The organism is Citrobacter sp. wls615 (assembly GCF_005281355.1).
Classification (GTDB): Bacteria; Pseudomonadota; Gammaproteobacteria; order Enterobacterales; family Enterobacteriaceae; genus Citrobacter; species Citrobacter werkmanii.
Genome location: NZ_SZXM01000026.1, coordinates 83,365 through 108,176 on the forward strand (window position 1 = coordinate 83,365; position 24,812 = coordinate 108,176).

Below are 24,812 nucleotides of genomic sequence, written 5' to 3' on the forward strand. Positions count from 1 at the left end.
CACATACACTATCGATTGTTGGAGGTTTCTATCTACTTTGGGTAGGTTTGTTAGCTGTACGAACGATAGGAACCTCCAACAATTGATAGTATCGAGTGATGTAGATCACATAATTTAAGGATGAAAAATGTCCCGTACAGAGTTCATGCGTTCTTTGGGTGCTACATGTAAAAATGACAACTGGAGTTGGTCATTTATTGATGAGATAAACAAAAAAATAATTTTTGGAGCTTGGGAAGATCTTAGATCAGATGATGGAAAGAAAGTTTTAATCTTGGCTAGCAGTTGGCGTGAGAATGTAAATGGACACAAAAAAGCTGGTTATACACAATCTATTGAACATATAGATAAGATTTTATATGAAGGGTATAGTCTTTTTACCTTTAGTCAGACTAGGCATGAGAAAACAACTGATAATGGTGCTGCTAGGATTAAACATTTTGAAAAGGAAATAGTACGAAAATATCTTACTAAAATTGGTGGGGATTGGTATGCAACCGATGAGAATTGCTATTCATTTACTCCTGAAATAGAAAATGAATACTATGAGGGTGAAAAGCGTCGAAGGATTGCAACGTACTATGAGAGAGATCCAAAGGCGAGAAAAGAATGTATCGATAAACATGGTTTGAGTTGTGCTGTCTGTGGCTTTAATTTTGAAAAAGTGTATGGTAATCACGGAAAAAATTATATTCATGTTCATCATATAGTGCCACTACATACTATTGGTAAACGCTATAAGATTAACCCAATTAAAGATCTCATTCCTTTATGTGCAAACTGCCATGCAATGATTCATATTGGAAAAGAAATGAAGACAGTTGATGAATTAAAAGAGTTGTTAAGGAAGTAAAGTGAAATCAATTTTTACTAAGAGACGATATGTGATGATAAAATTATTAGTAATTGTGCCATTATTGTTCAGTTCTTCACTCTACGCAGCGGAAGCTAACGTTGGTCAGATCTGCAAAGCGGCGGCTGCATCTATGTTTGGGCGAGATCATAAAATAATGAAGCTTGATAAGATTCAATCAGATGTAGCCTATGTCCATTACATACGTAAAGATGACAGCACAAGATGGGCTATCAAGTGCAAACTGATTGATGATCAAGTTATGTGGGCATCAAACAATCCAGATAGCTCAGGTCGTTGGAGAAATGATCCGGCTGATAGTGTAGTAAAATACAAAGTGGATGGAAACAAACTGACTATATCAGAGGTGTATAGCGATGGTTCAAGTACATCTAACTCATATTCATTAAAACAATTAAAATAAATTTAGATGGTCAGGCAGTCGATGGGGAGTATAAATCCGCTAACAATACTAAGCCAGCGGTTATGCTGGCTTTTTTTATACCTAAATTCCTCTATGCAAGAATAAATGCAGTGTATTACCCATAATGTTCTACGCCTAAAACAGTTAGCTCAAGTATTAATGTTCAATAAAAACTAAAGATAGTGGTTTGAATGCCGATACTAGTAATTTGATGCTGAATTGATGGTTATTAATAATGAAAAAGAGTACACAGGTTATAATTGCTATTGCAATTCTTGCAACCTATTTTAAATTTAAAGATGGTAAACCCACTGCAAGTGACACATCCCCTACCGTGACACTAACAGCGGAGGAAGAACAGGATGCAAGAGACTTTGCACAGGCACTAATCCAACGGGATTATAAATGCGATAAAGTTACAACTTTCAGTACAGCCAACTTCTCAGGCTATGCAACTGTATTCTGTGATGATCGATATGAATATAAAGTATCTAAACAATCAGGACGTTGGATAGTAGAACCACAATGAGGACTGTATAACATGGGCTTATTCGATAAGGGACGCAAGACACCAACACTAACCCAAATGGCAGCAGGTGCAGTATGTTATGCCGTTGCACCTACTGTTACATTAGGGGTACTAGGTATCGCCACTGTAATTCATTACGTTAGAGAATCACATAAGGAAACAAAAGAGATTGAAGCGGCAGCAGAATCTACCGTGAAGCATCCAGTAGTGAAGCATCCAGTAGTGAAATCCAAATACACACTACAGATGGAAGAAGAAACCAAGAAACTACTAAGACGTTAACCCACACAGCCCACTATCACAGTGGGCTTTTTTATTTCTAAATACTCTTATACAGCATAGGAGTACCCCCCATGATAACCATTCACATACACTACTCAGACGGCACACAATCCATCACAGGCGATTTATATACAGGTTATGAACCATCACGCAGGGACAGTATTATAACGGCTCATATCGCCACACAGGACGGATATAACCTATATATAGATCAACACTCATTAGGCCTCAAGTATAAGTACATCACCCTGGAACACTCCCGCTTTTCAATTGGTAAATATGTATATCCAATCACATCACTATGTTTATTCAAAGGAACAGAGAAGAACCATTTAAATAGACTACGAGATCTAAGGGATGAAGTAATGAACCACGGTACGGTAGATGGTGAGGCAATACCCTATCGACTAAGAATTTTAATTGCATCGATGGTGTGATGATTCAGTACGGATAGAATTAAGTATTTAGTATATTAAACACAACCAATGCATAAATGATAATGATTCTTAACAGCTCGACAAGATTCGAGTTTTCGCTGCGAAGTATATTAAAAATACGTGGGATTTTTAATCATAAACAAGCAAATGATTTCAAAGCAAATCAATTTGTTTAGTATAGAAAACAGGAAGGGCATAATGTCTAAAACAAAAATTAAAGATGATGGGACCCGCTATACATGGCAAGAAATTGCAGATCGTTTTGGCGTGGAACACTCAACCGTTAGCCGTATCTGGTCTGGTAAAGGCTTAGATATTAATTGGCCTAAGAAATTAGTAGATGATTGGTTATTACAGAACGTCATTGAACCTTTACGCAATGGCGACACTAAAGGCCAAATACAAAAGGCAACACTACGCAAATTAGAAGCAGAAGCAGATATAAAAGAGTTAGAACTACGTACTGCCAGTGGTGAACTAATCCCCGTTGCAGTAGTACAGCAAACCTTATCCCAATACTTCTATCAATTACGTCAGGTATTACGAAGTATTCCCGCATCCAGCTATGTAGAACTATTTGAATCAAACGATGCACAAGAATTAAAAATGAAACTACAAGATAAAATAGATCGCCAATTGGAAGAAATTGGTCAGTACGAATATGAAGGAACATATGAAGAACAATTACCAGAAGATGATGAAGATCCTAACCAGATCTATGAAGTCGATATTACCACCGAAGAAACAAAAACCAGCAGAATGGGTAGAGAATAATCTAGTATTTCCAGATGGTGAATTACAAGGGCAAAGAGTAAAATTATTCGAATTCCAAAAATCAGCCATTAACGATATCGTAAATCCTAGAGTACGTAAGATTGTATTAATGAGTAGTGCACAACTCCTAAAAACTACAGTATTGCAAAACTCAATGTACTACTTCATGGCTAACGATCCAAGTAACCAAATATTCGCAGGTGCAACAGCAGGAACCACAAGTAAATTCCGTAGTGGTAAATGGCAATCAGTAATTGAAGCATGTCCGGTACTAAAGAACCTTGTCAGTAATAAGAACGATAAGAATTTTACTAACAATGATAAAACACAACAGAACTTAGATGGAACATTCACATACTTCCTTACATTAGGTAGTAGTGCACAGCTACGTGGTTTAACAGCCCCTAGAGTATTCCTAGACGAAGTTAGTAACGTTGATGCAGAAGGGGATGAAGGTAATCCACTTAAACTAGCAGAGCAGCGTACAAAGGCATTTAGTACACCCCTGATTATGGTATGTAGTACACCACTAGATGAAAATGATCTAATCACTCAACAGTACGAACAAAGTAATAAACAAAAATTTCACGTTCCATGCCCACATTGTGATCATGAACATGAATTAGTTTTCGAAAACGTTAAATTCGAATGGAAAATAATAGATGGCGGTCGCCGTCGCATCCCAGACGCAGACACGGCAGAATTACAATGTCCCAAGTGCAACAATGTTATTTCAGAAGCACAACGTGTACGCATGATCAAAAAAGGTCATTGGGTAGTAACAGCACCAGAAGTTACCGATATCATGGGATATCACATATCACGTTTGTACTCCCCAATCAACTCTATTAAATCCATAGTACAAGATTTTGCCGAAGCACATTATACCTTCGATCTCGCGTCATTCACCAATAATGTTTTGGGCTTGCCTTGGGTAGATAAGGAAAATACCGATCACGATTTGGTACTACTTGAAAATTTACGTGATAGTTCAATAGACATTGATAATATCCCCGAAGATGTACTTGGAATTTTATTTGGCGTCGATCAGCAGCTTTCAAGGTTGGAGGTAACTACACTTGGAGTAAGTGAAAAGAACTTATACGTATTAGACCACCGCAGCATACATAGTATTGACTGTACGAAGATTGAAGCCCCCGCATGGAATAAACTTACAGCATTTGCACAAAGCGACTTTAAAACAGTATCGGGTAAACCCTTAAAAGTCCTAGCAGGTTTTATAGACTCCAGTAACGGTAACGCTACCAGTACAGTTTACCGCTATTGTGGATCATCTCAGATATTCAGACCTATCAAGGGTGCAGCCAGTGCAACTACCCCGCTATTCAAACAGAGTACCGCAGGTGGTCACACACTAATTAACCTTAACGTTAACTTAGGTAAAAGTAACATACGCCAATTACTAAACAGGGCAGTATCTGATAATGAAAATACTAAGGAACAACAACTACATTTCAGTCATTCACTACCCGATGACTATATGATTCAAGTTACATCAGAAAAGAGAATCATTAAAGCAGGTAGTTGGGTATGGGTTAAGAAAATTAGTTCAGTACGAAATGAAGCTCTAGACTGCCTTAACTACTCTTTGATTTGCTTCCAGTGGTATCTATCTAAATTAGGTTCACAGCCATATAGACAACTACGTGAATTCAACGCAAAACAAAAAGAGAAAACTATAAATAAACAAGTAAATAATGAATCACCAACACCACAGCGTAGAACAGTACGCCCACGTAGAGGGGGTGGATTCTTTAAATAAGGAAATAAAAAATGGCAGTTGTTCGCAAGGTAAATCTAAAAGGTGATATCTTCAAAGGTGAAACAATTACATTCGATTATCCATCCGGTACTGATATCGATATTATCAAACCTGATGGTACTAAAACTTCATACACATACCCATTCCCAGACATTGATACTAATGCCTGGGATGCGGGTATATACACTGCAATTATTAGCAGTCCTAAAGTATATGGTGTTCAGCAATTCGAATTAATTGATCCAAAAGCAAAGGTATCCGAATACCAAGACTTACTACAGATCATCAAAGATATTGATCAAATCACAATCGACCGTATCAAAGGTGGTGGTGTACTAAGTCAATCAATACAAAATAAAGCACTAACATTTGAAAGTGCAGAAGTATTAATGAAACTACGTTCAATCTATGTATCACGTGCTAACTCCTTAATCGCAGATATGAAAGGTCTAAATACTGGTAGCCCGATTAAATCAATAACTACATTCAGGAGATAAACATGTTTGGATGGGGAAAAAACAAAGGGGATATTATCCCACAAAAGAAAACAGTACATAAAAAACCACTAATGAAAAACAATCCAATGAAGCGATCTATTCAATCTTCATTGGCACAGGGTGCACAATCACCAGTTATCTCATTTGGTTTTAGTGCTGGCAATCAGGCAGGTAACATCAACGCAATTATCAACCGTACACTACCCGTAATGGTAGCAGTAAGCCGTGAATTAAGTATTAAGAATGGTATTGTTAAAAAGTATATTGCTACTAACTCTAGCGGTGTTACTGGTGCAGATGGTCTATATATTCGACCTACTACACATACTACTGATAATGATGATCAAAACATCGCAATTAACAAACTACTTGAAAATGCTTTCTATGATTGGGCCGAAGATCCTCGTGCCTTTTCACGTTGCGGCACTCTGGATATTAGTACATTCCAAAGGCTAGTAGAACGTACACGTAGTATTGATGGCAGTTGTTTTGTTCGCGTTCACCAAGTTAAGAATGGTTTACCACAAGTAGAAATTATCGACTCTATGCGTATTAGCACATATGAAAACCAACTTCTACCATCGGGTAACTATATTTCAAACGGTATTGAATTCGATCCTAGTAATCGACCTGTAGCGTACTGGATTACTAAATACAATCCTATTATGTACAACTACACAATCGGAGATCGTGAACGTGTTCCAGCCGAAGAAATTCTACATCTATTCCAGCAGGACTACCCAACACAACAACGTGGTATTCCCGATGTACACGCAGGAACTGATAAACTAAAAGAACTAGAAGAATTCATGTCAGCGGCTATTACTTCCCGTAAAGTAGCAGCGTCAGCAATGGCCTTTATTACTAATCCAGATTCAGATGATATTGATCTAATCTCTAGTGATGAAGTTTCATATTATGAGCAAGACTTTTTAAATCCCGCAGCCATTGTAGAACTACAAGCAGGGCAGGATATTAAGACAGTAAACCCAACACAGACTACCGATGGTATTAATGAATTCGTAGATAAGCAACTAATGCTAATTTCTATGGGCTTAGATATTACTACACAAGCACTAACTGGTGATACTAGTAATGCTTCATTCAGTGCTAGTAAGTTAATCGATAAGATTCAACAATCAACATTTAAAACCCGTACAAATGCGTTAATCGTTTCTGTACTAAAACCACTTTATAAAGAATGGCTAAAATCTGCAATGCTAAATAACAGTACATTAAGTGATTTAAGTTTCAGTGATTTTAATAAACTCACGGAAGCACAATATGTACCAACGCGTCAAATCTCCCTAGATCCATATAAAGATTTACAAACTGAAGTATTGGCAATTGAAAACGGATTAAAGAGTAAAGCAATGGTTATTGCAGCTATGGGTTATGACCCATCAGTAGTAATGGAAGAAATTGAAAAGGAAAAAAAGGAAAATGGAATTAACCCAGATTCAACAACAGAGGGCGATCAACCTAACACAGATCAGTAATGCTATTAATGAGCAAGCCCGTACTGTAGAACTTTCTTTCGCATCAGAAACCCCCGTAACACGTGAAATTAATGGATCTCTATACAATGAGATCCTTCTATGTAATTCAGATAACGTAGATCTATCTCGTTTAAATGACGGTGCACCTGTACTAGTAGAACATGATTCTATGCGTCAGGTAGGCATTGTAGAAAATGCACGTGTTGATATGGATAAAGTATGTCGTGCGACAGTACGTTTTAGTGCACTTGGAAGTGCATCAACAATCTTTGGAATGATCATTGAAGGTATCAGACCAAAAATTAGTGTCGGTTATAACATCCGAGATTACTACTTCGAAGGTAATAACTTAATTGTTACCCGTTGGGAACCTTACGAAATTAGTAGTGTGTCAACTCCAGCAGATAACGGTGTAGGTATTGGTCGATCACTAAATAGTAATGATGAAATCAAACTAGAGGATCAACCGATCATGGAAGAACAAAAACAAGAAGAACTAGTACAGGAAGAAGTACAAACCGAAGTTGAAGCAGAGGTAGTAGAAGAATCCGTAGTAGTTGGTGCAGTAGCCGAAGATATTCAAGAAGTAGAAGTACAACTAGAAGTTGAAGAAGATGCAGAACGTTCACTAGATATTAATTCTATCGTAGACGCTGTGAAAGAATCACTAAATAAAGATGTAGAAGATAAGCGTGTACGTGAACTTCAATCTATTTCGGATGTGTTAGGGATTAATACTGACGAAGCAATTAATAACGGTGTAAGCGTAGAAGATTTTAAACGCTCACTAAATAAAGAAAACCAATCAATTGATAAGGAAATCAAAATGGAAAATAAAAACATTATCACCGAAGGTCTACGTAGTCTAAAAGGTGAATCCAACGAACTAGAAAACTTCGAACGTGGTACACGTGGTTATTCTCTAGATATGAACGCTATGGTACGTTCTACCGCAGATACTACATCTACTGTTACCGCAGCAGGTCTAGTAAAAGAACAACTAGCCGATTCTTATATTCGTGATCTACTTGCCCGTACTGTACTAGGTCAACTACCAGTTCAGGTATTTGGTGGTCTAGCAGGTCTAGGTAATCTAAGTATTCCAGTAGCTAAAGGCATGTCTCCAGTTGCTAAATTCTACGCAGAAGATGAAAGCGTCGTTGATGGATTTGAAACATTCGACAAAATCACCCTAAAGCCAGCAATGTTTGCAGCAGGTATCAAAATTACTAAAGCAATGCTACTAAGCAACGCAGCAACCGAACGTTATGTTACTGATGAATTACTACGTCATTGTTCTAATGGTCTAGAAAAAGAAGTATTCACCAAACTACAAACCGAAGTTCCAGTAGTTACTACCGCAGCAGTAGGTGTAGTAGATGTAGGTGATATTCAATCTGCAATCGAGAAACTAGGTACTGCAAACGTTGATGTTAATCGTTGTGTCGCCGTGTTACACCCATCGATGTTAGCTAAGCTCCGTCAAACAGCAATTCTAAATAACACCGCAGGTTTAGCAGCCGTTGCAGGTCATCGTTATGACATGTGGCTAAATGACGAAGTACGAGTAATTGAATCTACTTTCGTAGCACCTGATGCAATTCTAATTGGTGACTTCTCCGCACTAGTATTCGCTAACTGGAATGACGGACAAGAATTGGATTTTGACGATACTACTTATCGTGCAGCACAAACTATTGCAATCCGTTCTTTCCAGTACCTAGCAACCGCTATTACTCATGAAGAAATGTTTGTACAAATCAAACTAAAAGCATAAGGAAAAACCTATGAGGCATTTTACAAGTAATCAAATTGATTCTACTTTCTTAAATGCCTTTGGTGAACCTATCTATATTAATGGGACGGAATTTACAGGAATAGTAGATTGCCGTCCCATTGTCATTGATAGCGGAACAGAAGGACTAATAGAAAGTGTAGAAACTTTTATTTCAGTTAAATCAGAAGATGTAATTACACATAGTATTGCCATTGATTCGGTACTAAGTATCAACGGAAAACTATATACAGTTTATAACATTTATAATGATCTAAGTGGTATCAGTGAAGTATATGTACGAGATTTAAAAGAAAACAACTTTGGGGAGTATTATTAATGCTTACGAAACTAACAGAGATTTTAACTAGAAGCCTTAATAGTATTCAACAGATTAAAAAGGCAATGAAGATTGGAACTGGTAAAAATTTATTTGCACTAGTATCAACTACCCAAACTTATGATCTAGTAAATTTCGGAACTAATCGGCAACGCGGTACATTCATTTTTGAATTCATTCTATCGGCAGATCCTGCTAATACAGTACAGCTATCTTCTAGTACATATGGTGAAATAATGGATCATTTCATTTCATCTACACTACTAGAGTTTTCACCAAATGGTATTACATTACTTTCCTATGAATTCGGAGATAGTGAACTAGTAACCGATCCAACTACAGGCCGTCAATCGTTATCGTTTTCTATAAATATTGTAGCGACGAAGAAACAATAAGGATTAAACGATGGCTAATATATACACAGGGAACGGACTACAGATTTTTTATAATGAAGATATTGCAAACCGTCTACCACAAAACGCAGGTAATGAAAAAATTAATGAAATTGCGGCAATGCCAACCTTGCGTATTGCCTCCGCAATTTCCCCAATTGAAACTTATAATAGTGAGTTCTCAGAAAAACTACCAAGTGAACAGGATGTAGCACCAATTGAAATTACGGTTAATTATATTCCAGATGATTACACCCATACATTTCTAGATAGTGCTACTGAATCACAAGAAGAATTTCAGTTGATTATGGTACGCCGTCATTCCGAAGGAACACTAGATTATTCCCTAATGAATGGGCGTATTGCCTCCGCTTCATTAAGTGGTGATAAAGATTCAGTAGTACAGAAAACGTATTCATTCGTTACTTCTGAAATGATTGTACGCGATGCTACAGCACTAGCCAGTGTAGAACTATATGAAGGTTCTTATGGTGTCGGTAGTAATGGTGTAGACGTACCACAATATGAACCAATTACACCAACTGGTAACAGTTTCATTAAGGTTCCAGCAACCCAAGATAGCAACCCATTGGGCGTAGATATGATGGGTGTAGGTCTAATTGATGGAAATACTTTTAGTTCCATCGCAATGACCAAAACCGGAAACCTAGCAATTTATGCAAAGAATGCCACTAACGCATGGCAACGCATACTAACTAGTAATCTAGGTGATTCAAAGTATGTAGCACTAACTGGTGATCAATCTATTGATGGTGTTAAAACCTTTATTAAGGGAATCTATGTAGACTCACTAACAGCCAATAATGGTATTAGTGGTAAATCACTAGCAGTAACCGAAGGGATCACGGCAGATAATATCACCGTCACTACTTCTACATTAGGTGTAGCAAGTGCAGATTCACTAACTCTAGGTCAACCATTGAGTGTTGCTAATGGCGGTACTGGTGCTAAGACTCCAGCAGATGCACGTACAGCACTAGGTGTAAACGCCGCAGGTACATTTGATGTTGTTCCCGTACTGAATGGCGGTACAGGAGCTACTACAGCAATTCAAGCCCGTATTAATCTAGGTATTGGATCTACGGCAGGTTTTGAAGTTCTCCCCGTTGAGAATGGCGGTACTGGTGCAGTAACAGCACTAGGTGCACGTACTAACTTAGATGTTTATTCAAAAGCAGAAAGTGATGGTAAGTATCTAGATAAATCTAAAAACTTGTCTGATTTAACTAATGCGTCAGCAGCACGTACTAACATAAATGTTTATTCTAAAGTTGAAACCGATGGTAAGTATCTAGATAAATCTAAAAACTTGTCTGATGTTGTGAATATTGGTACTGCAAAAATTAATCTACAGGTTGATCGTCTACAACAAATTAATAACTCAACATTACTAACATCCCAAGATACAAACCAACGTTTAATTCTACGTGATGATAAAGTATGGGGTTATTTCGACGCAACTGGTAATAGGTGGAATGCACTAGGAGTTACACAGGGCGGTACAGGTGCAAGCACACCAGCCGACGCTAGAACTAATCTACAGATTGATAGATTCATTCAGTTTGATAATACTGCAACACACATATATGCAGACGCAGCAAAAAACCTAAGACTTACTATTGCAGCTTTTAGTGATACTACCGGATCGTGGGGTGTGTATAACAATAAATCCGCTATTTGGATGCCATTGGGAATTGCACAGGGCGGTACTGGTGCAACCAGTGTTAACGGTGCAAGAATTAACCTACAATTAGATCGTTTAGCTCAAGCAAGCGATGCTACGTCTATCCGTTCGGCAGATCCTGCATTCTATTTCTATGTAAATGATACAAGGGAATGGGGTGCGTATGACAGCACAACCCGTAGATTCGTTGCATTGCCTGTAAACCGTGGCGGTACTGGTGCACTAGATGCAGCAGGTGCAAGAACTAATCTACAAGTAGATCGTTTAGTACAATCAGGTGGTAGTACAATATTATATACTCCATCACGTGATGTAGCATTAACACTACAGGATAGTTTATGGGGTGTATATAAAGCTGGAACCAATGACACTATTCCATTGGGTATATACAGTGGCGGTACTGGTGCTACTACAGCAGCAGGTGCAAGAACTAATCTAGGTTTAGATACCTATTCTTCTGGTGGAACACAAACTATTGTTCAATCACCAAATAAAGAAATGTATCTATATATTAATGATAATGGTTCGTGGGGTGGATATTCAAGCCGCTCAGGTGTAGGTGCGTTAACACTCGGTGTAGGTAATGGCGGTACTGGCGGTAAAAATCCAGCAGACGCAGCAAAAAACCTTAATACGCTATATATGGGAACAGAAGTCGGTGGTAGTGGTTTTAACTATAACGATTTAAATGGTAATGCAGGTGCAGCGGGTGTTATACGTGCCGTTAACAACGCGGGATTAGCAACGAACGCCCCTACAAGCTACCGCCGAAACGCACAGCTTTATGGCTATGGTGGTTTAACAACTACATCATATAATGCAATCGATGGTATTACATCACAAATGTATATTTCACACCGTGGTCAACTTGCCTATCGTATGAAATGGGGTGGTGGATACGTGGATTCGTGGAGTACATCACTAGATAACTCTAACACTACAATTGATGCTAATGGATTTATTAAAGCAGCAAGCCCAATTGTAAAAGTATTTGCAGATGGTACAAGTGAATTAAATAGTGAATCCGAAGGTGTAGTAACTAAGCGTGTTGAAATGGGTGTATATGAAGTATTCGGTACTAAAGGATTAAATCAAGATGGGTGGACTATTGAGATCCCACAGGATGTTAACGGTAATCGCCTATGTTTTGTTGAAACATCATATGATGAAGAAAACGAAGTATTAACCCTAAAAACCTTTACCCGTAAATTCGATATTAACACGGCAATGGTAATTGCAGGTGAACCGATGGAAATCCCATCCGGCAGATGGATTGATCTACGCGTAGAGATGCCAGAAGATTCAATCTATAATCTTCGCTTCCCAGAACCACAAGACGAACAAAATAAATAAATACAACGTGGGTAGAAGGACTACCCACAAACTAACTTATATAAGGATATAAAATAATGGCTATGGATATTTTCAGCGGCAGTAATTTGCGTGTTTCAGTAGGTTCTAGTGCAGGTAGCACTATCGCAACTGATTTCGTAGAAGTTCCAGAAGTGGCATCTTTCACTACTTCCGGTTTTGAATCAGTAGTAATTGACGTTGTAACTTTTAACAGTGCATACAACCGTAAGCTACTTGGTACTAAATCAATTCCAGATATTGAACTAATGGTTAACTATCTACCAGATTCAGCAGTACACCAGAAATTGGAACAACTAGCAGACGAACAAAAACGCTGCCAGATTAAACTAGAATACTTTACTGATGCTTCGATGAAAGAAGGCTTTTTTGTAATTTATACTTGTTTCGTTGCCAGCACTACTATCGATGGGGACAAGGACGCCGTACTAACGAAAGCATTCACCCTTGCCGTGGATGGTGCAGCAATTGATTCAGGTCTAGTAGAACTACCTCTACCATAATAAATAAAGGTGATGGCAAAATGTCGTCACCTTTTTTATTGGAGAAACACATGAATATTGAAAACCTAAAGAACAAATTAAAACCAAAACTAGTACCATTCGAGATTGAAGGGGAAACCGTATATATTCACCGTCCTACCGCACGTGACATTGCAAAGTGTGACACTGTAGAACGTACTATTATGTACTGTACTAAAGATGAAAATGGTGATCCTATCTTTGCTGATAGTGACATTGACGGACGTATTAATGTTACGGCTATTGACTTCATTTATCAAAAACAACTTTATGATGCAATTCTAGCTATGGCTACGGAAGCAGATAAAGTAGATGAAATGGAAAAAAAGTAATTGAGTCACCAGAACTACGCTACTACCTAAAAATGATCAACAAACGGGGGTTAAGCCCCCAAGAATTTGAAGATTTAGATCCTGATTTATTTGAAGCATTACTAATTTATGATCAATTCATTGAACCATCAGGGGCTAAAATGGATATGTTATTTTATACACATCTTTGCCATACCATGACAATGAATACACCAGGAATGACTAAAGAGATCGCAAGGAAAATCAAATCAAAAGATTTCGACTTTTTAGGGATACTGGATGACCGAGAAACAAGAAAAGAGCGTATAGAACGCATTACTAAAGACCGTCAAACAGCGGAGTTAAATAAAATTGGTGATGCTATAAAGGCACAAGTTGCCCAAATGAAAGGAAAAGGAAATGGCAAAAAATGAAAAAATAAAAGTAGAGATAGTTGGTGATAGTACAGGACTAGAAAAGAGTTTAAATTCCGCAGAAAAGAAACTAACTACATTCGGTAAAAATGTGGGCGGTGGTTTAGGTGGAATGTCTCAAAACTTGGGCGGTGCTTTCGGTACTATCTCTACTGGTCTTACGGGTATTGCAACTGGTGCAGGTATTGCAGTTAGTGCTATTGGTGGACTCGCATTAAAGACTAATGCACTAGTAAAAGAACTAAATCAGTTGTCCTCCCAATCAGGTTTATCCGTATCATACTTACAGAAACTAGATAAAACATTCCGTGATACTGGTCTAGGCATGGAAAAACTAGTAGATATCAATACTGATGTAATGGATAAAATGGGCGATGCCGTAGTATCCGGTGGTGGTGAATTCGCTAGTGTAATTAAAGATATGGGCTTTAATATTCAGGAGTATTCACAATTCCTTAATCAACCTGATGGGGGTATTAAAGCTACACTACACCTAATGGACGCTATGAAACGTGCGGGTGTATCGGCAGCAGAGCAGAAATTCGCACTAGAGGCTATTGCTAGTGACGCATCACGCTTAGGATCTGTATATAACGATCTAGGAAGTAAACAGGAAGTATTGAATGCAATCTCTAATCAGTCAGTAGCAGTTACTGATGAACTAGCTAGAGAATATAAAAAGTTTGATAATAACCTAGCCGACCTAAACAATACAGGACAGGAATTTTTATATGAATTCATGCACCCCGTAATTTGAGAATTTAATGATCTATGGGATTGGTTTAATAAAGGATGGGGTGATAGTGATTTTATGAAGGCAGTCGAAGAACTGAATTTTAAAGGTGTATCCCCTTCCGGTATGAGTACAGGCCAGTTAAATTCACTAGGTAAAAATAGTAATGTATCGGCAGCAGCTAAAGCTAATGATCAATCGGTAATTGATGAAACTACTAAACGTTTTTTAGAATCAAATAAAGAACAGGGCGATGCCGCATTTAAACGTATGACCGATCAAATGCAAAAGTTCGAAAAGGTAGAAAAGGATTCACGCGATAAACTACAGAAGGAACGGGACGCAGCAGCAGCACGTCAGCGTATAGCAGATAAGAAAGCAGCACAGGAACGTATTAACGCACAGAAAACTTTAGATGCAGCCATTACAGAAATGGTAGTCGGTACTAATGAACGTCAATTAGCAATCTTTGACCGTCAACAAAAAGAACTAGTACAGAAGATTAAAGACAGTGCCAAAACACTAGGATTATCTCAGGGTGATCTAAACAGTTTACTACTACAGCAACAATTATCATCAGCAGCTACCCGTACTGATATGATTAATCAAATGATTGGTTATCAAGATCCCAACCAACAGATGAAAAACAATATCGGACTTCTACAGTCTGGTGCTTTGAACCAGGATCAAAAGGGATATCTAGCAGATCAACAGGCTAGTAGTATCGGTAGTGTTCCAAATACTGATAGAGCATTAGCCCGTAATGACGAAGAACTAAATCTAGCACTACAGCAGAATGATCTACTACTCAAAGGGCATGAAGAATACGAGAAACGTAAAAGTGAAATTACGGCGTACTATGCAGAACGTGCCGTACAGATCCAGAATCAAGAATCTATGCAGCTATTACAGGGCATGGAAAATTCATTCGGTCAAATAGGTCAAGGTATGGCGGCGGCATTCGGTGAATCATCCGGGGCGGCAGAAGCAGCATTTGCTATTCAGAAAGGTCTAAGTATTTCTATGACTATTATGAAAATACAGGAAGCATTAGCAGGTGCACTTGCTACACCGTGGCCTATGAACATAGCAAACTATGCACAGATTGCAGCTATGGGTATGAGTATTATCGGTACTGCTAGGGGGGCTTCATCTGGTCAATTCCACGGTGGTGTAGATGAATTACCATCTGCCTATGATAATAAATCATTCCTACTAAAAGCGGGTGAACGTGTAGTACAACCAGAAGCTAATAAACAGTTAACTGCATTCTTGGAAGAACAAAAGAATTCATCTGGTAATTATTCCGGTACTGGTGAAGGGATTACAATCTATTCCCCACTAATCGTTAAAGGTAACGTAGATGATCCAGAAACTTGGAATAAGATGTTGCAGAAAAACCAGAATAACGTAGCTCAGGCAGTACGAAGCAGTCAGAAACGTAATACATAATGAAGGGGCTTAATGCCCCTTTCTTTATAAATACAGGAGAATTATTAGAAGGAATCTAAAATGAATTTTTCAAAAAATATTAAAGTGAATGGTGTAGCACTATCAAGTACAGTACCGCAATACTCACAAAGATCATGGACGGGTGAAGAACTACGCCGTAGTGTCGGCATTCAATACTACACAATGAAATTTACACTAACCTTTGAAATGAAGGATCGCCACGAAGTGCAATCCTTTATTGCACAATATCAACAGGGTAAAGCATTTACCTTTTCACTAGGTAGATTAGGTGAATATCAGGGAACAGAGCAGGGGGCTATTACAGTACGTGCAAAGGCATCAAAAGGTTCAATGCTTGTAACGGCATCCACTAATGCACTACGTGTAGGTGATATGGTTCAATTTACCAACCATAAAAAGCTATATCAAATCGTAGAAAAGAATGGCAATACTCTTACTATCTTCCCACAACTACGTGCAGATGTTAACGTAGACGAACCATTAAAATATAACAATCTAGAAATTGAACTATCACTAGATGTAGATCAATCATTTGATATGCCTATTCAGAGTGTCAGTACAGTACAGTTCAACGCAACGGAGGTATTACGTAATGGATGATTCTATTCTAACTAATCCCCAACTTATTAATTATTTGGAACTACTACGCGGTGAGAAGGTTACACGCCTTTCTGTAGCCGATGTAATGTCTATGGGCGTACATGTAACTATATTCGAAGTGTACCCACGTAAAAGTGATGCCATATACTGGAATGATGGATTCACCCAATTAGAATTAAATGGTGTTGTATACCAATCATTTCCCGATCTAGTACAGGACTCTTTACCTTCATTTAGTGAAGAAAAGGGTATTAGTAATGATTCAATTGATTTTACTATTTCCAACGTAGATAACGCCACACGTATCATGGCAATGTCCGGGCAATTGGATAAAGCACAATTGAATATTGGATTAATTATTTTAAACCCATATGACAGTACACCAATCTATCAACAAAGAATGTTTACCGGATTTATCGAAAACTTTCAATGTACTGTAAACCCCTTTAGTGAGATTAACGAAATGAAAGTAACAGTAAACTCAGTATATAAGCGTTTAGACCTAAGCCCGAAAACTCTAGCAGCTAATTCAGTATATCAAAGTTATTACCCCAATGACGCTATTATGTCTCTATTGGGACAGGTGAACAAGGAAGATCAAGTATGGCGTTACAAATAAATGAAATAGTACAGATATGCCAAGACGCACTATATACACCCTACGTTTACGGTACTAATGATTGTAACATTGTAGCAATTCGCATACTTGATAGTATTGCGGGTACAGATTGGGAATCTAAAGCCGATTATAACAGCCTACGTAGTGGTATTAAGAACCTAAATGATCTAGGTTTTGAGAGTACAGCAGATATTATCAAACAACATGCCGATGAAGTGAAATATACAATCGATGGTGATATTTGGTTAGATCCAACTAATCCCCATACCGTAGCTATTGTCATTTCTGGACGTTTATTAGGGGTAAATACAGAACATACAGAATTTAAATTAGTTCCAAAAAGAAAGGATGGGACTTATTACAGAATAAGGAATAATTAATTATGGGCGGCGGTGGCGGCATTGGTAAGTTTTTTGGGGCGATTTTAACAGCCGTTGTAGTTGCAGCGGCAGTATATTTTTCCGGTGGTACGGCAATGGCCGCTATCGGGTGGGGTGCGGCAGCGGGTGCAGTATCACTAGTAGCGACTAGTATGCTTTCACAGATTGGTGCACAGGGCTATGGGGATGTAACGGAAACATTGAACCGTTCTACATCCCCTGCTACTGGTCTACCTGTAATCTATGGTGGACAATACCCCCATAAAGACGACGCAAAACTAAACGGATCTTTCGTATTAACGGGTACTATTAATAACTGGTACGGTGTTAAAGATAACGATTCACAATATTTCTTTTCATCCCAAGTTGTAGCAATGGCGGGTGTACAGAAGAATATTGAACAAATATTTTTTGATAACGTGCCTGTACTGGCAGGACCGATCACTACTGATGGTATTGTAGCTAATGGTTTAATTGATGAAAGATTCAGACCTTACCTACAATTAGAAGTTAGATTTGGTGGAGACTATACAACCACTTCTACACTTGCTAAATCATATGCTGGTGATAAGTGGAAAGATAACTTTTACGGTAAAGGTGTAGTATCCATTTATGCAGTAATTAAAAAGACACAAACCAGTTTAGAAGAAAACATTTTAACTAATGACAACTTTACAATGAATGTGGAAATGAAAGGTCAGGAAATCTATGATTTTACATCTGGTACTACATTCGCTACTTCATGCCCCGTAAGCCAGATATATGACTATATGACCAATACCATTTACGGTATGGGGTTAGAACCTGCATTGTTTAATATTGAATCATTCCATGAAGTGGCGGCATATACTCAAAGTGTTGGGTACTATTCAAATGGTGCAATTTCATATCAAGATACTTTCAAAAAGAATATTGAAAACATACTACAAACATTCGGCGGGATTACTTATGTACATGGTGGGCAGATCTGCCTAACGGTAGATAGAAAAACTCTATCAGTACAATCATTCGATGAAAGTAATATGGTCGGTGATTTGAAGGTAATCACTTCCGGTAATCAGGACTACTACAACGTTCTAGATTGTCAGTTTACTAGTGTTAAGAACCAGTACAGTACAGATATAATCCGTATACCAAGTGATATTTCCACTGATGAAGTAATTCGGGGTGATGGTCAGGTAATCCCACTAAGCAGGGATTTTTCATGGATCTACTCAGAAAAGACAGTAACTACACTTGCAAACAGTGAACTACGCAAGGCACGTTTTGCACTTAAAACGGTACAATTCGCTACATCCGAAGCGTGGGATCTTAAAGTATGGGATTCAATTACAATCAAAAATACCGAATTAGGTATTAATGGTAAGTTTAAGGTATTAACTAAATCAATCGCAACGGATCAGGAAAATGTAGGTTATTGTCAAGTATCGGCAATTGAATACCCAGATGCAATATTCGATGGTGATGATTCAATGGTATTCCCTCCGGCGGGATCGATTAGTGGCGGTACTGGTAATATAACTACCGTAATTCCCCCATCTAACCTAGAGGTCACTAGAAAGGGTACAGTAACGACAGGCAACGTTGTTAACGTATCATGGACTGCATCACCAGATCCTAACCTACGCGGCTACTACGTGTACTACAAGCTCAGTACGGCTACACAGTGGACGTACGCGGGATCGGTATCATCACTTGCTACAGATTTTGATATCTATAGTCTAAGTGAAGATACAGAATATGACTTTGCGGTAGAGGCGTATAACATCCTAAACCGCCGCAGTGCAAAACTAACCCTAACAGGTATTAAGCCAGCATATAACTTTACGCTACCATCAGTAACTGGTGTTATTCTTTCAAACAGTACAGAATCAACATTCGTCACAGATTCGGGTGATTTTAATATTCGATGGGATAACCAAAAGAACCTACCCGTAAATGGTGGTGCATTTATTGACTATTTCCGGTACTACGTAATTAACGTATATAATGGTAATTCACTAGTGAAAACCTTCTATACACAAGAGAACTTCTTTAATTACACTCTAGCACTGAATGAAGCAAAGGTACGTAAACCTACCATTGGGATCATTGCACAGGGTTACAGTACGGGAACCTATTCACAGGAAGTTAAGATCACTGTAGAGAACAAACAGGCCAAACTAGCGACAGGTTTAACTATTGGTGGTGGATTCGGTAATCTATTTTGCTCATGGACTCCATCAACAGAACGGGATTATGCAGGATGTATCATTTCATTAACGTCAGCACTAACTACGCGTATATTCGTAAGTAACAAGCCAGAATTTGATAGCGTACCAAACATCACAGATGGTGATTATAAGGTTAAGATTGGATTCTTTGATATTTTCGGACAGGACAACGTACAGTACACCGCAGAGCAATCTATAAGTATTAACTCTAGATATCAATTCACAGAGCAGGACGCTGGCGAAATAAACAGTATTCTAGATTTGAATAATCGACTAGATGAAACACTAAAGAATGCAGTTAATGAAAGTAACGCATATACCAATACACAGGTTACAGTAATTCAGAATACGATTGATAATGAAATCAATGCTGCCATTACTGAAATGAATCAAACTATAGTAGATAACAATACGGCAACAACACAGCAAATTACACAATTGAAAAGTGAAGTAGATGGTAATATAGCCAGTGTTAACCAACAGATGGTTACTAAGGCCGATAAATCTACAGTAGATGCACAATATACACTTTCAGTTAATGCAGGTGGTACAGTAGCTGGCATGCGTTTAGTTGCCAGTGAAGGTACAAGTAATAACTCAGCAATTTACTTTGCAGCAGATAAATTCGTAATTTCCGGTTCTACAGTAGCAACGGTAGGAGGTACAGCCCCGTTCTCTATTGTTAATGGACGTACATATATAAAGACGGCATTAATCCAGGAAGGCTCTATAGGTTCAGCCCTAATTGGCGATGCAGCAATCACCAATGCCAAAATAGCAAACCTTTCAGTTAATACAGCTAAAATTGTAGATGGAAGTATTACTACTGCTAAAATTGGTAATGCTCAAATTGGTTCAGCACAGATTGCAAATACTATTCAATCTACTAACTACGTAGCTAATAGCACAGGCTGGCAAATTAACAAAAGCGGTACTATATATATTAACGGAAATACAGCGGGTCAAGGGCGTATGTCTATCGAACCAGATAGAATATCAGTATTTGACGCAAACGGCGTATTACGTGTACGTATGGGACGTTTATAATAATAAAGGGGGCTTAATGCCCCCTTTTTATTTGTGTTCTAAATTCTTTACCATATCATTCAAACGGTTAGGTGTTTGCCTATACCATAGTGAATCTTTGGCCTGATTAATTGCTTCCTTCCAATCTTGTTTTTGTAGTGCTGCAATCATCTTTTTGAATTTCTTAGTACCGGATAATCCCAACTGAAAAACCATAATGATCATAAAATCTTCCCAATCTTTAGGAAGGGTAAGACCTAGTGTCTGTACATCTTTTTTGGTTCGGTCAATGTCCCATGCCAATAGTAAATCGGCATCAATTGGGGTAATACCATCTTTGAACTTTTCACGCTCAGAATTGAGCACTAAATGACCGTATCCAATAGTGTCGTATCCTTCACTATCTTTATACATCCAAAACTTGCCTTGTTTATAGTATCCGCGTGTTTGCTGATATTCTTTAGTACCTTCATAATTAATTAAACGTTGTTTTAAATCCATCGGTAAATACTCCTATATAATAATAATTAATAAGGGTATTTATGGAAGAATGGCAGTATTCACCAGATTGGACGGAAAACGATTTATTAGATGGTAGTAGTGTTGGATTTGTATATGTATTTTACTTTCCAGAAACAGAACAAAAATACATCGGTGTAAAACAGATCTGGAAAGGGGTAAAGGATTCAACAAAACTAACTGGTATTGAAAAAGAAAACGGGTGGCGTGAATATAAAACTTCATCTAAGAAAGTACAAAAGATGATCGACTCAGGAATGGAATATACCCGTACTATTCTATGGGGATTTGAAACTATGACCGAAGCCAACTATGCAGAATCAATGTTAATAATGTTGCATTCACTGGATGATAACATTCTAAACATGGCAATGATGACTAAATGTAGAATTCCAACGGGTGATAGGAAAAGAAAAATGAAAGGTATCATACAAACTATAGAGGAATGGTTATGAAATTAAAAGTTACGGGGTTATCCAGTGCGAAGGGTTATCTCAATAAAGAGGGTAAACGGTTCGGTACTGAATTTCAGAATGAAGTAATTAGACGTTCTAGAGAATTATCACGTAAGATTCAGGCCGATATGTCAGCGGCAATTGATAAAGGTCCAGTACCTTTTACCAATAATGCAATCTTATTCTTCTATAAGAAAAATACTACTAGCGTTACCTGTACTATTATGGTTAAGGACGTACAGGCAGAATACCTATATGATATTATTGTTAAGCCAACTTTCATTAAGAAATTCATCCCCACTAGCCAAGCCCGTTTAACCAAACAGGGTAATATATCCCAATTAAAAAGCGGTTTGGCAAAAGGTAAATATAATACGGTAGTACAAAACGGTAAGAAATATCTCATAGATACTACTAAACGAGATACAAAAGAAAAGACTAAGAGAATAATCGGTGTACGCGAGAATAAGCGGCGTAAGTTAGTATACGACTTCTATAATGAAGCCGAAAAAGGAACTATTGCAATTATAAGCGGCATCAGAGGACACTTTAAAATTAAAAAAGGATGAGTAATGGACTTTGAAGATCATTTCAACACTGATACACCGTACATAACATTGGATGGACTTACACCAATGGCAAATAGTAAACCGATCCCCAATTATTTTGTTAATAAGAAAATAAGTAAGGTACTGAAAAAGAGCAACTACGATACATCACAGCATATGAATGTAATCTATGAGCGTAAACAGCCAATTAAAACGGGTACTGTACTACGTTGGGAACTACACGGCGTAGGCTTTGATGTATACGTAGCTGGCTATAGTGAACTATTTGTTAAGGGTATGAGAGTACATGCTTACTGCGTAGGTATTATAGAATGATTACGGTAATTGTAGAACTAATCAAATCTGGATTATCTTTTTTCCAGAATAAAAACGAAAAAGAAAAAACTAAAGAGACACTACAGATTGAAGAAACCAACGAAACCAACCGCGAAGAAATCAAGAAAGGTTTTAATGGTCGTAACTTTATGTTTTATGTGTTGGGATCAATCATCGCATGGAACTACATTCTAGTACCTCTATTAGATGCCTTTGGTATTGTGCTTTTTTCCCTCCCATTGGGTGAGATCTTTGCACTACTACAGTTAATGTTAGGGGGGATGTAATGGCATACGGTTTTCAAGTACAACGTAATGGTATTATGATGAATGCCGTTACCAACCCAACTAACGTACTAGCAGTTATTACCAATGGTAGCGGTACAGTGTCATATCCGGCGATGGCTGGATGGGTCTTAGAAGCATGGCCTACGGAGATCCTAATCAATGGTGATCGTGGACTCAGTACAGCAACAGTAAACGGATGGACGGTTACATACTCTAATGTGTCAGCCCTACGCCCACTAATTATAACAATCAGGGGTGTATAATGGCATATGGTGGACTGATATCAGATAGTAATGGTAGGAACTGGATAACACCAGAAGCGGCTCCATTAAATCTAGTAAACCGTTTTCAATGGACTTTACCCGCATCAGGACAATTAAACGCATTTATTAATACTGGTATCAATCAGAATCAAACGTGTGTAATTTTCACAAAACAGATCAATGGTAATCAAACGTTCAACGGTAGAATGATTAAACAGGGTGGTACATGGCAGTATGATGTACTAAGTGCGGGGACGGGTGGATTTGCCAACCCTACCGCATCAACTTTCATGGTATATGTATTCGCTAACATTGTACCCACTCCCGAATATTGGGGAATGGCAGTATACAATGCACAGGGTCAATTAACATGGAATGGTACAATGATACCGCTAGAAATGAAACGCTATAATATCCCTCTAACAGAACGCCCAATAACTATATCACATGGATGTGCTGTAATGCCTGGTGCTAGCCAGTGGGCATTAATTTTAGAGGAAGAAGGTAGCTATTACTACTCAAGTAGTTTTAATGCACGTGGTAATTTAATCGAACGTGCATCAACCCAAGTGGAAGATGGCGTATATGGAAACGAGAATGAAGGGGTTATAAACCGTACATGTTATTACATAAACACAGACGTGTACGATACATTTTAATATAAGGATAAAAATAATGGACTATATAGCGATAGGGGGTCTAATTATTGCTGGCCTTACAATAGTGATTCGATTATTCACTTCTCATCGAAAAGGAATTGTAGATGCAGAACGTAGAATAGGAGAAATTGAAAGTAAACTTGCGGTATTAGAAACACGTACTACAAATACCGAACGGGACGTAGACGATCTATATGAAGTTGTAAGGGAACTTTCAGAAATAAAAAGTGATATTTCCGAAATCAAAGGAATGTTAAAATCTAAATGAAGCCCCTTATGGGGCTTTATCTATTCTTGTGGTTATGACTATTTGGCTATTTGTCTCTCTAAACGTAGAGGTGCTTTTTATATTTGACATGTGCCGAGTTGTTTTATTTTTAAAAGTTTTATAATCCCAAATGATGAATGCAATCCCTAGAACAATTACTATGGAATATACTAAGGTATCTGGGAATTTAAACTTATCATTTACATAAAATGATGTTATGGATGCACTTATACCAACAGCCACACTAAACACACCAATAAGATCAATTTCCCTTTCTAGGAACTGGTTTATCTTAGTTTTTACACAATAAGTAGCCGCAATGAATGTCAAGATCAAAGATTGTGCACTAACCCAAAGTGAATAATCAGTATCTGGGCATAGATAAATCAACGCAATATTAGTGGCTATAGATAATAATGTAATGACTATAACTACTGCTAATAGTTTGAAGGTTTTCATTAATAGTTCCCTAACTACCTGAGCATAAATTGTATAAGGGTATTTTATGGCAAAAGTAGCAAAAAAGAA

Annotated in this window: 29 protein-coding genes; 27 read left to right on the plus strand and 2 right to left on the minus strand. The window is 37.9% G+C overall.

The window, feature by feature from the left end:
• The first annotated feature begins 127 nt into the window (after positions 1-127).
• From FDX04_RS08655 to FDX04_RS08755, 21 genes are all read left to right on the plus strand, one after another.
• Positions 128-853 carry an HNH endonuclease gene (locus tag FDX04_RS08655; protein WP_137370782.1) on the plus strand — a complete coding sequence of 242 codons (726 nt, stop codon included), beginning with the start codon at positions 128-130 and terminating at the stop codon, positions 851-853.
• Between the two features lie 34 nt (positions 854-887).
• Complete coding sequence (locus FDX04_RS08660; protein WP_137370852.1) at positions 888-1,277, plus strand: hypothetical protein; 390 nt, start codon at positions 888-890, stop codon at positions 1,275-1,277.
• Positions 1,278-1,512: 235 nt separating this feature from the next.
• Complete coding sequence (locus tag FDX04_RS08665) at positions 1,513-1,806, plus strand: hypothetical protein (RefSeq protein ID WP_137370783.1); 294 nt, start codon at positions 1,513-1,515, stop codon at positions 1,804-1,806.
• Positions 1,807-1,818: 12 nt separating this feature from the next.
• Positions 1,819-2,088 (plus strand): hypothetical protein, encoded by a 270-nt coding sequence (locus tag FDX04_RS08670; RefSeq protein WP_137370784.1) that lies wholly within the window; start codon positions 1,819-1,821, stop codon positions 2,086-2,088.
• Between the two features lie 635 nt (positions 2,089-2,723).
• Positions 2,724-3,299: a terminase small subunit gene (locus tag FDX04_RS08675; RefSeq protein WP_249935520.1), complete on the plus strand. Its 576-nt coding sequence runs from the start codon at positions 2,724-2,726 to the stop codon at positions 3,297-3,299.
• On the plus strand, positions 3,244-5,082 hold the full coding sequence (locus FDX04_RS08680; protein ID WP_170975152.1) for a terminase gpA endonuclease subunit: 1,839 nt from the start codon (positions 3,244-3,246) through the stop codon (positions 5,080-5,082). The genes FDX04_RS08675 and FDX04_RS08680 overlap by 56 nt, the downstream gene beginning before the upstream one ends.
• An 11-nt stretch (positions 5,083-5,093) precedes the next feature.
• On the plus strand, positions 5,094-5,579 hold the full coding sequence (locus FDX04_RS08685) for a hypothetical protein (protein WP_137370786.1): 486 nt from the start codon (positions 5,094-5,096) through the stop codon (positions 5,577-5,579).
• Positions 5,580-5,581: 2 nt separating this feature from the next.
• A complete protein-coding gene (locus FDX04_RS08690; RefSeq protein WP_137370787.1) occupies positions 5,582-7,078 on the plus strand; it encodes a phage portal protein in 1,497 nt (498 codons plus the stop codon).
• Positions 7,023-8,855 carry a phage major capsid protein gene (locus tag FDX04_RS08695; RefSeq protein WP_137370788.1) on the plus strand — a complete coding sequence of 611 codons (1,833 nt, stop codon included), beginning with the start codon at positions 7,023-7,025 and terminating at the stop codon, positions 8,853-8,855. Before FDX04_RS08690 ends, FDX04_RS08695 begins: the two co-directional genes overlap by 56 nt.
• Before the next feature lie 10 nt (positions 8,856-8,865).
• Positions 8,866-9,192, plus strand: a complete 327-nt coding sequence (locus tag FDX04_RS08700; protein WP_137370789.1) for a hypothetical protein — start codon at positions 8,866-8,868, stop codon at positions 9,190-9,192.
• A complete protein-coding gene (locus tag FDX04_RS08705) occupies positions 9,192-9,587 on the plus strand; it encodes a hypothetical protein (RefSeq protein ID WP_137370790.1) in 396 nt (131 codons plus the stop codon). The genes FDX04_RS08700 and FDX04_RS08705 overlap by 1 nt, the downstream gene beginning before the upstream one ends.
• Positions 9,588-9,597: 10 nt before the next feature.
• Entirely contained in the window at positions 9,598-12,642 is a 3,045-nt protein-coding gene (locus tag FDX04_RS08710) for a hypothetical protein (protein ID WP_137370791.1), read from the plus strand.
• A gap of 56 nt (positions 12,643-12,698) precedes the next feature.
• A complete protein-coding gene (locus FDX04_RS08715) occupies positions 12,699-13,163 on the plus strand; it encodes a hypothetical protein (RefSeq protein WP_137370792.1) in 465 nt (154 codons plus the stop codon).
• 50 nt (positions 13,164-13,213) lie between these two features.
• The gene (locus tag FDX04_RS08720; protein ID WP_137370793.1) at positions 13,214-13,513 is read left to right on the plus strand and encodes a hypothetical protein; all 300 of its coding nucleotides are present in this window, start codon (positions 13,214-13,216) and stop codon (positions 13,511-13,513) included.
• A gap of 32 nt (positions 13,514-13,545) precedes the next feature.
• Entirely contained in the window at positions 13,546-13,905 is a 360-nt protein-coding gene (locus tag FDX04_RS08725) for a hypothetical protein (protein WP_137370794.1), read from the plus strand.
• Positions 13,892-14,662, plus strand: a complete 771-nt coding sequence (locus FDX04_RS08730) for a hypothetical protein (RefSeq protein ID WP_137370795.1) — start codon at positions 13,892-13,894, stop codon at positions 14,660-14,662. Before FDX04_RS08725 ends, FDX04_RS08730 begins: the two co-directional genes overlap by 14 nt.
• Positions 14,663-14,716: 54 nt before the next feature.
• The gene (locus tag FDX04_RS08735; RefSeq protein ID WP_137370796.1) at positions 14,717-16,090 is read left to right on the plus strand and encodes a hypothetical protein; all 1,374 of its coding nucleotides are present in this window, start codon (positions 14,717-14,719) and stop codon (positions 16,088-16,090) included.
• A 60-nt stretch (positions 16,091-16,150) separates the two neighbouring features.
• Positions 16,151-16,711, plus strand: a complete 561-nt coding sequence (locus FDX04_RS08740) for a hypothetical protein (protein WP_249935521.1) — start codon at positions 16,151-16,153, stop codon at positions 16,709-16,711.
• On the plus strand, positions 16,704-17,330 hold the full coding sequence (locus tag FDX04_RS08745; protein ID WP_137370797.1) for a DUF2163 domain-containing protein: 627 nt from the start codon (positions 16,704-16,706) through the stop codon (positions 17,328-17,330). The genes FDX04_RS08740 and FDX04_RS08745 overlap by 8 nt, the downstream gene beginning before the upstream one ends.
• A complete protein-coding gene (locus FDX04_RS08750) occupies positions 17,315-17,710 on the plus strand; it encodes an ornithine carbamoyltransferase (RefSeq protein ID WP_137370798.1) in 396 nt (131 codons plus the stop codon). Before FDX04_RS08745 ends, FDX04_RS08750 begins: the two co-directional genes overlap by 16 nt.
• A gap of 2 nt (positions 17,711-17,712) precedes the next feature.
• Positions 17,713-20,970 (plus strand): fibronectin type III domain-containing protein, encoded by a 3,258-nt coding sequence (locus tag FDX04_RS08755; protein ID WP_137370799.1) that lies wholly within the window; start codon positions 17,713-17,715, stop codon positions 20,968-20,970.
• A gap of 27 nt (positions 20,971-20,997) precedes the next feature.
• On the opposite strand, the gene FDX04_RS08760 is transcribed toward FDX04_RS08755, so the two are convergent.
• The gene (locus FDX04_RS08760; RefSeq protein WP_137370800.1) at positions 20,998-21,450 is read right to left on the minus strand and encodes a glycoside hydrolase family protein; all 453 of its coding nucleotides are present in this window, start codon (positions 21,448-21,450) and stop codon (positions 20,998-21,000) included.
• 41 nt (positions 21,451-21,491) lie between these two features.
• On the opposite strand from FDX04_RS08760, the gene FDX04_RS08765 reads away from it, so the two are divergent.
• The 6 genes from FDX04_RS08765 to FDX04_RS08790 all read left to right on the plus strand — a co-directional run bounded on the left by FDX04_RS08765 (position 21,492) and on the right by FDX04_RS08790 (position 24,284).
• Positions 21,492-21,923 (plus strand): hypothetical protein, encoded by a 432-nt coding sequence (locus FDX04_RS08765; protein ID WP_137370801.1) that lies wholly within the window; start codon positions 21,492-21,494, stop codon positions 21,921-21,923.
• Entirely contained in the window at positions 21,920-22,492 is a 573-nt protein-coding gene (locus FDX04_RS08770) for a hypothetical protein (protein ID WP_249935522.1), read from the plus strand. The genes FDX04_RS08765 and FDX04_RS08770 overlap by 4 nt, the downstream gene beginning before the upstream one ends.
• A gap of 3 nt (positions 22,493-22,495) precedes the next feature.
• Positions 22,496-22,807 (plus strand): hypothetical protein, encoded by a 312-nt coding sequence (locus FDX04_RS08775; RefSeq protein WP_137370803.1) that lies wholly within the window; start codon positions 22,496-22,498, stop codon positions 22,805-22,807.
• Positions 22,804-23,094 (plus strand): hypothetical protein, encoded by a 291-nt coding sequence (locus FDX04_RS08780; RefSeq protein WP_137370804.1) that lies wholly within the window; start codon positions 22,804-22,806, stop codon positions 23,092-23,094. Before FDX04_RS08775 ends, FDX04_RS08780 begins: the two co-directional genes overlap by 4 nt.
• 262 nt (positions 23,095-23,356) lie before the next feature.
• Positions 23,357-24,016 carry a hypothetical protein gene (locus FDX04_RS08785; RefSeq protein ID WP_137370805.1) on the plus strand — a complete coding sequence of 220 codons (660 nt, stop codon included), beginning with the start codon at positions 23,357-23,359 and terminating at the stop codon, positions 24,014-24,016.
• 16 nt (positions 24,017-24,032) lie between these two features.
• Positions 24,033-24,284, plus strand: a complete 252-nt coding sequence (locus FDX04_RS08790) for a DUF2746 domain-containing protein (protein ID WP_137370806.1) — start codon at positions 24,033-24,035, stop codon at positions 24,282-24,284.
• 6 nt (positions 24,285-24,290) lie between these two features.
• On the opposite strand, the gene FDX04_RS08795 is transcribed toward FDX04_RS08790, so the two are convergent.
• Complete coding sequence (locus FDX04_RS08795; RefSeq protein ID WP_137370807.1) at positions 24,291-24,743, minus strand: hypothetical protein; 453 nt, start codon at positions 24,741-24,743, stop codon at positions 24,291-24,293.
• Positions 24,744-24,812 lie beyond the last annotated feature (69 nt).

Excerpts from the sequence above, each read along its gene's own strand:
- FDX04_RS08655 (WP_137370782.1), top strand. The coding sequence starts at position 128 with ATGTCCCGTACAGAGTTCATGCGTTCTTTGGGTGCTACATGTAAAAAT.
- FDX04_RS08660 (WP_137370852.1), top strand. The coding sequence starts at position 888 with ATGATAAAATTATTAGTAATTGTGCCATTATTGTTCAGTTCTTCACTC.
- FDX04_RS08665 (WP_137370783.1), top strand. The coding sequence starts at position 1,513 with ATGAAAAAGAGTACACAGGTTATAATTGCTATTGCAATTCTTGCAACC.
- FDX04_RS08670 (WP_137370784.1), top strand. The coding sequence starts at position 1,819 with ATGGGCTTATTCGATAAGGGACGCAAGACACCAACACTAACCCAAATG.
- FDX04_RS08675 (WP_249935520.1), top strand. The coding sequence starts at position 2,724 with ATGTCTAAAACAAAAATTAAAGATGATGGGACCCGCTATACATGGCAA.
- FDX04_RS08680 (WP_170975152.1), top strand. The coding sequence starts at position 3,244 with ATGAAGTCGATATTACCACCGAAGAAACAAAAACCAGCAGAATGGGTA.
- FDX04_RS08685 (WP_137370786.1), top strand. The coding sequence starts at position 5,094 with ATGGCAGTTGTTCGCAAGGTAAATCTAAAAGGTGATATCTTCAAAGGT.
- FDX04_RS08690 (WP_137370787.1), top strand. The coding sequence starts at position 5,582 with ATGTTTGGATGGGGAAAAAACAAAGGGGATATTATCCCACAAAAGAAA.
- FDX04_RS08695 (WP_137370788.1), top strand. The coding sequence starts at position 7,023 with ATGGAATTAACCCAGATTCAACAACAGAGGGCGATCAACCTAACACAG.
- FDX04_RS08700 (WP_137370789.1), top strand. The coding sequence starts at position 8,866 with ATGAGGCATTTTACAAGTAATCAAATTGATTCTACTTTCTTAAATGCC.
- FDX04_RS08705 (WP_137370790.1), top strand. The coding sequence starts at position 9,192 with ATGCTTACGAAACTAACAGAGATTTTAACTAGAAGCCTTAATAGTATT.
- FDX04_RS08710 (WP_137370791.1), top strand. The coding sequence starts at position 9,598 with ATGGCTAATATATACACAGGGAACGGACTACAGATTTTTTATAATGAA.
- FDX04_RS08715 (WP_137370792.1), top strand. The coding sequence starts at position 12,699 with ATGGCTATGGATATTTTCAGCGGCAGTAATTTGCGTGTTTCAGTAGGT.
- FDX04_RS08720 (WP_137370793.1), top strand. The coding sequence starts at position 13,214 with ATGAATATTGAAAACCTAAAGAACAAATTAAAACCAAAACTAGTACCA.
- FDX04_RS08725 (WP_137370794.1), top strand. The coding sequence starts at position 13,546 with ATGATCAACAAACGGGGGTTAAGCCCCCAAGAATTTGAAGATTTAGAT.
- FDX04_RS08730 (WP_137370795.1), top strand. The coding sequence starts at position 13,892 with ATGGCAAAAAATGAAAAAATAAAAGTAGAGATAGTTGGTGATAGTACA.
- FDX04_RS08735 (WP_137370796.1), top strand. The coding sequence starts at position 14,717 with ATGAAGGCAGTCGAAGAACTGAATTTTAAAGGTGTATCCCCTTCCGGT.
- FDX04_RS08740 (WP_249935521.1), top strand. The coding sequence starts at position 16,151 with ATGAATTTTTCAAAAAATATTAAAGTGAATGGTGTAGCACTATCAAGT.
- FDX04_RS08745 (WP_137370797.1), top strand. The coding sequence starts at position 16,704 with ATGGATGATTCTATTCTAACTAATCCCCAACTTATTAATTATTTGGAA.
- FDX04_RS08750 (WP_137370798.1), top strand. The coding sequence starts at position 17,315 with ATGGCGTTACAAATAAATGAAATAGTACAGATATGCCAAGACGCACTA.
- FDX04_RS08755 (WP_137370799.1), top strand. The coding sequence starts at position 17,713 with ATGGGCGGCGGTGGCGGCATTGGTAAGTTTTTTGGGGCGATTTTAACA.
- FDX04_RS08760 (WP_137370800.1), bottom strand. The coding sequence starts at position 21,450 with ATGGATTTAAAACAACGTTTAATTAATTATGAAGGTACTAAAGAATAT.
- FDX04_RS08765 (WP_137370801.1), top strand. The coding sequence starts at position 21,492 with ATGGAAGAATGGCAGTATTCACCAGATTGGACGGAAAACGATTTATTA.
- FDX04_RS08770 (WP_249935522.1), top strand. The coding sequence starts at position 21,920 with ATGAAATTAAAAGTTACGGGGTTATCCAGTGCGAAGGGTTATCTCAAT.
- FDX04_RS08775 (WP_137370803.1), top strand. The coding sequence starts at position 22,496 with ATGGACTTTGAAGATCATTTCAACACTGATACACCGTACATAACATTG.
- FDX04_RS08780 (WP_137370804.1), top strand. The coding sequence starts at position 22,804 with ATGATTACGGTAATTGTAGAACTAATCAAATCTGGATTATCTTTTTTC.
- FDX04_RS08785 (WP_137370805.1), top strand. The coding sequence starts at position 23,357 with ATGGCATATGGTGGACTGATATCAGATAGTAATGGTAGGAACTGGATA.
- FDX04_RS08790 (WP_137370806.1), top strand. The coding sequence starts at position 24,033 with ATGGACTATATAGCGATAGGGGGTCTAATTATTGCTGGCCTTACAATA.
- FDX04_RS08795 (WP_137370807.1), bottom strand. The coding sequence starts at position 24,743 with ATGAAAACCTTCAAACTATTAGCAGTAGTTATAGTCATTACATTATTA.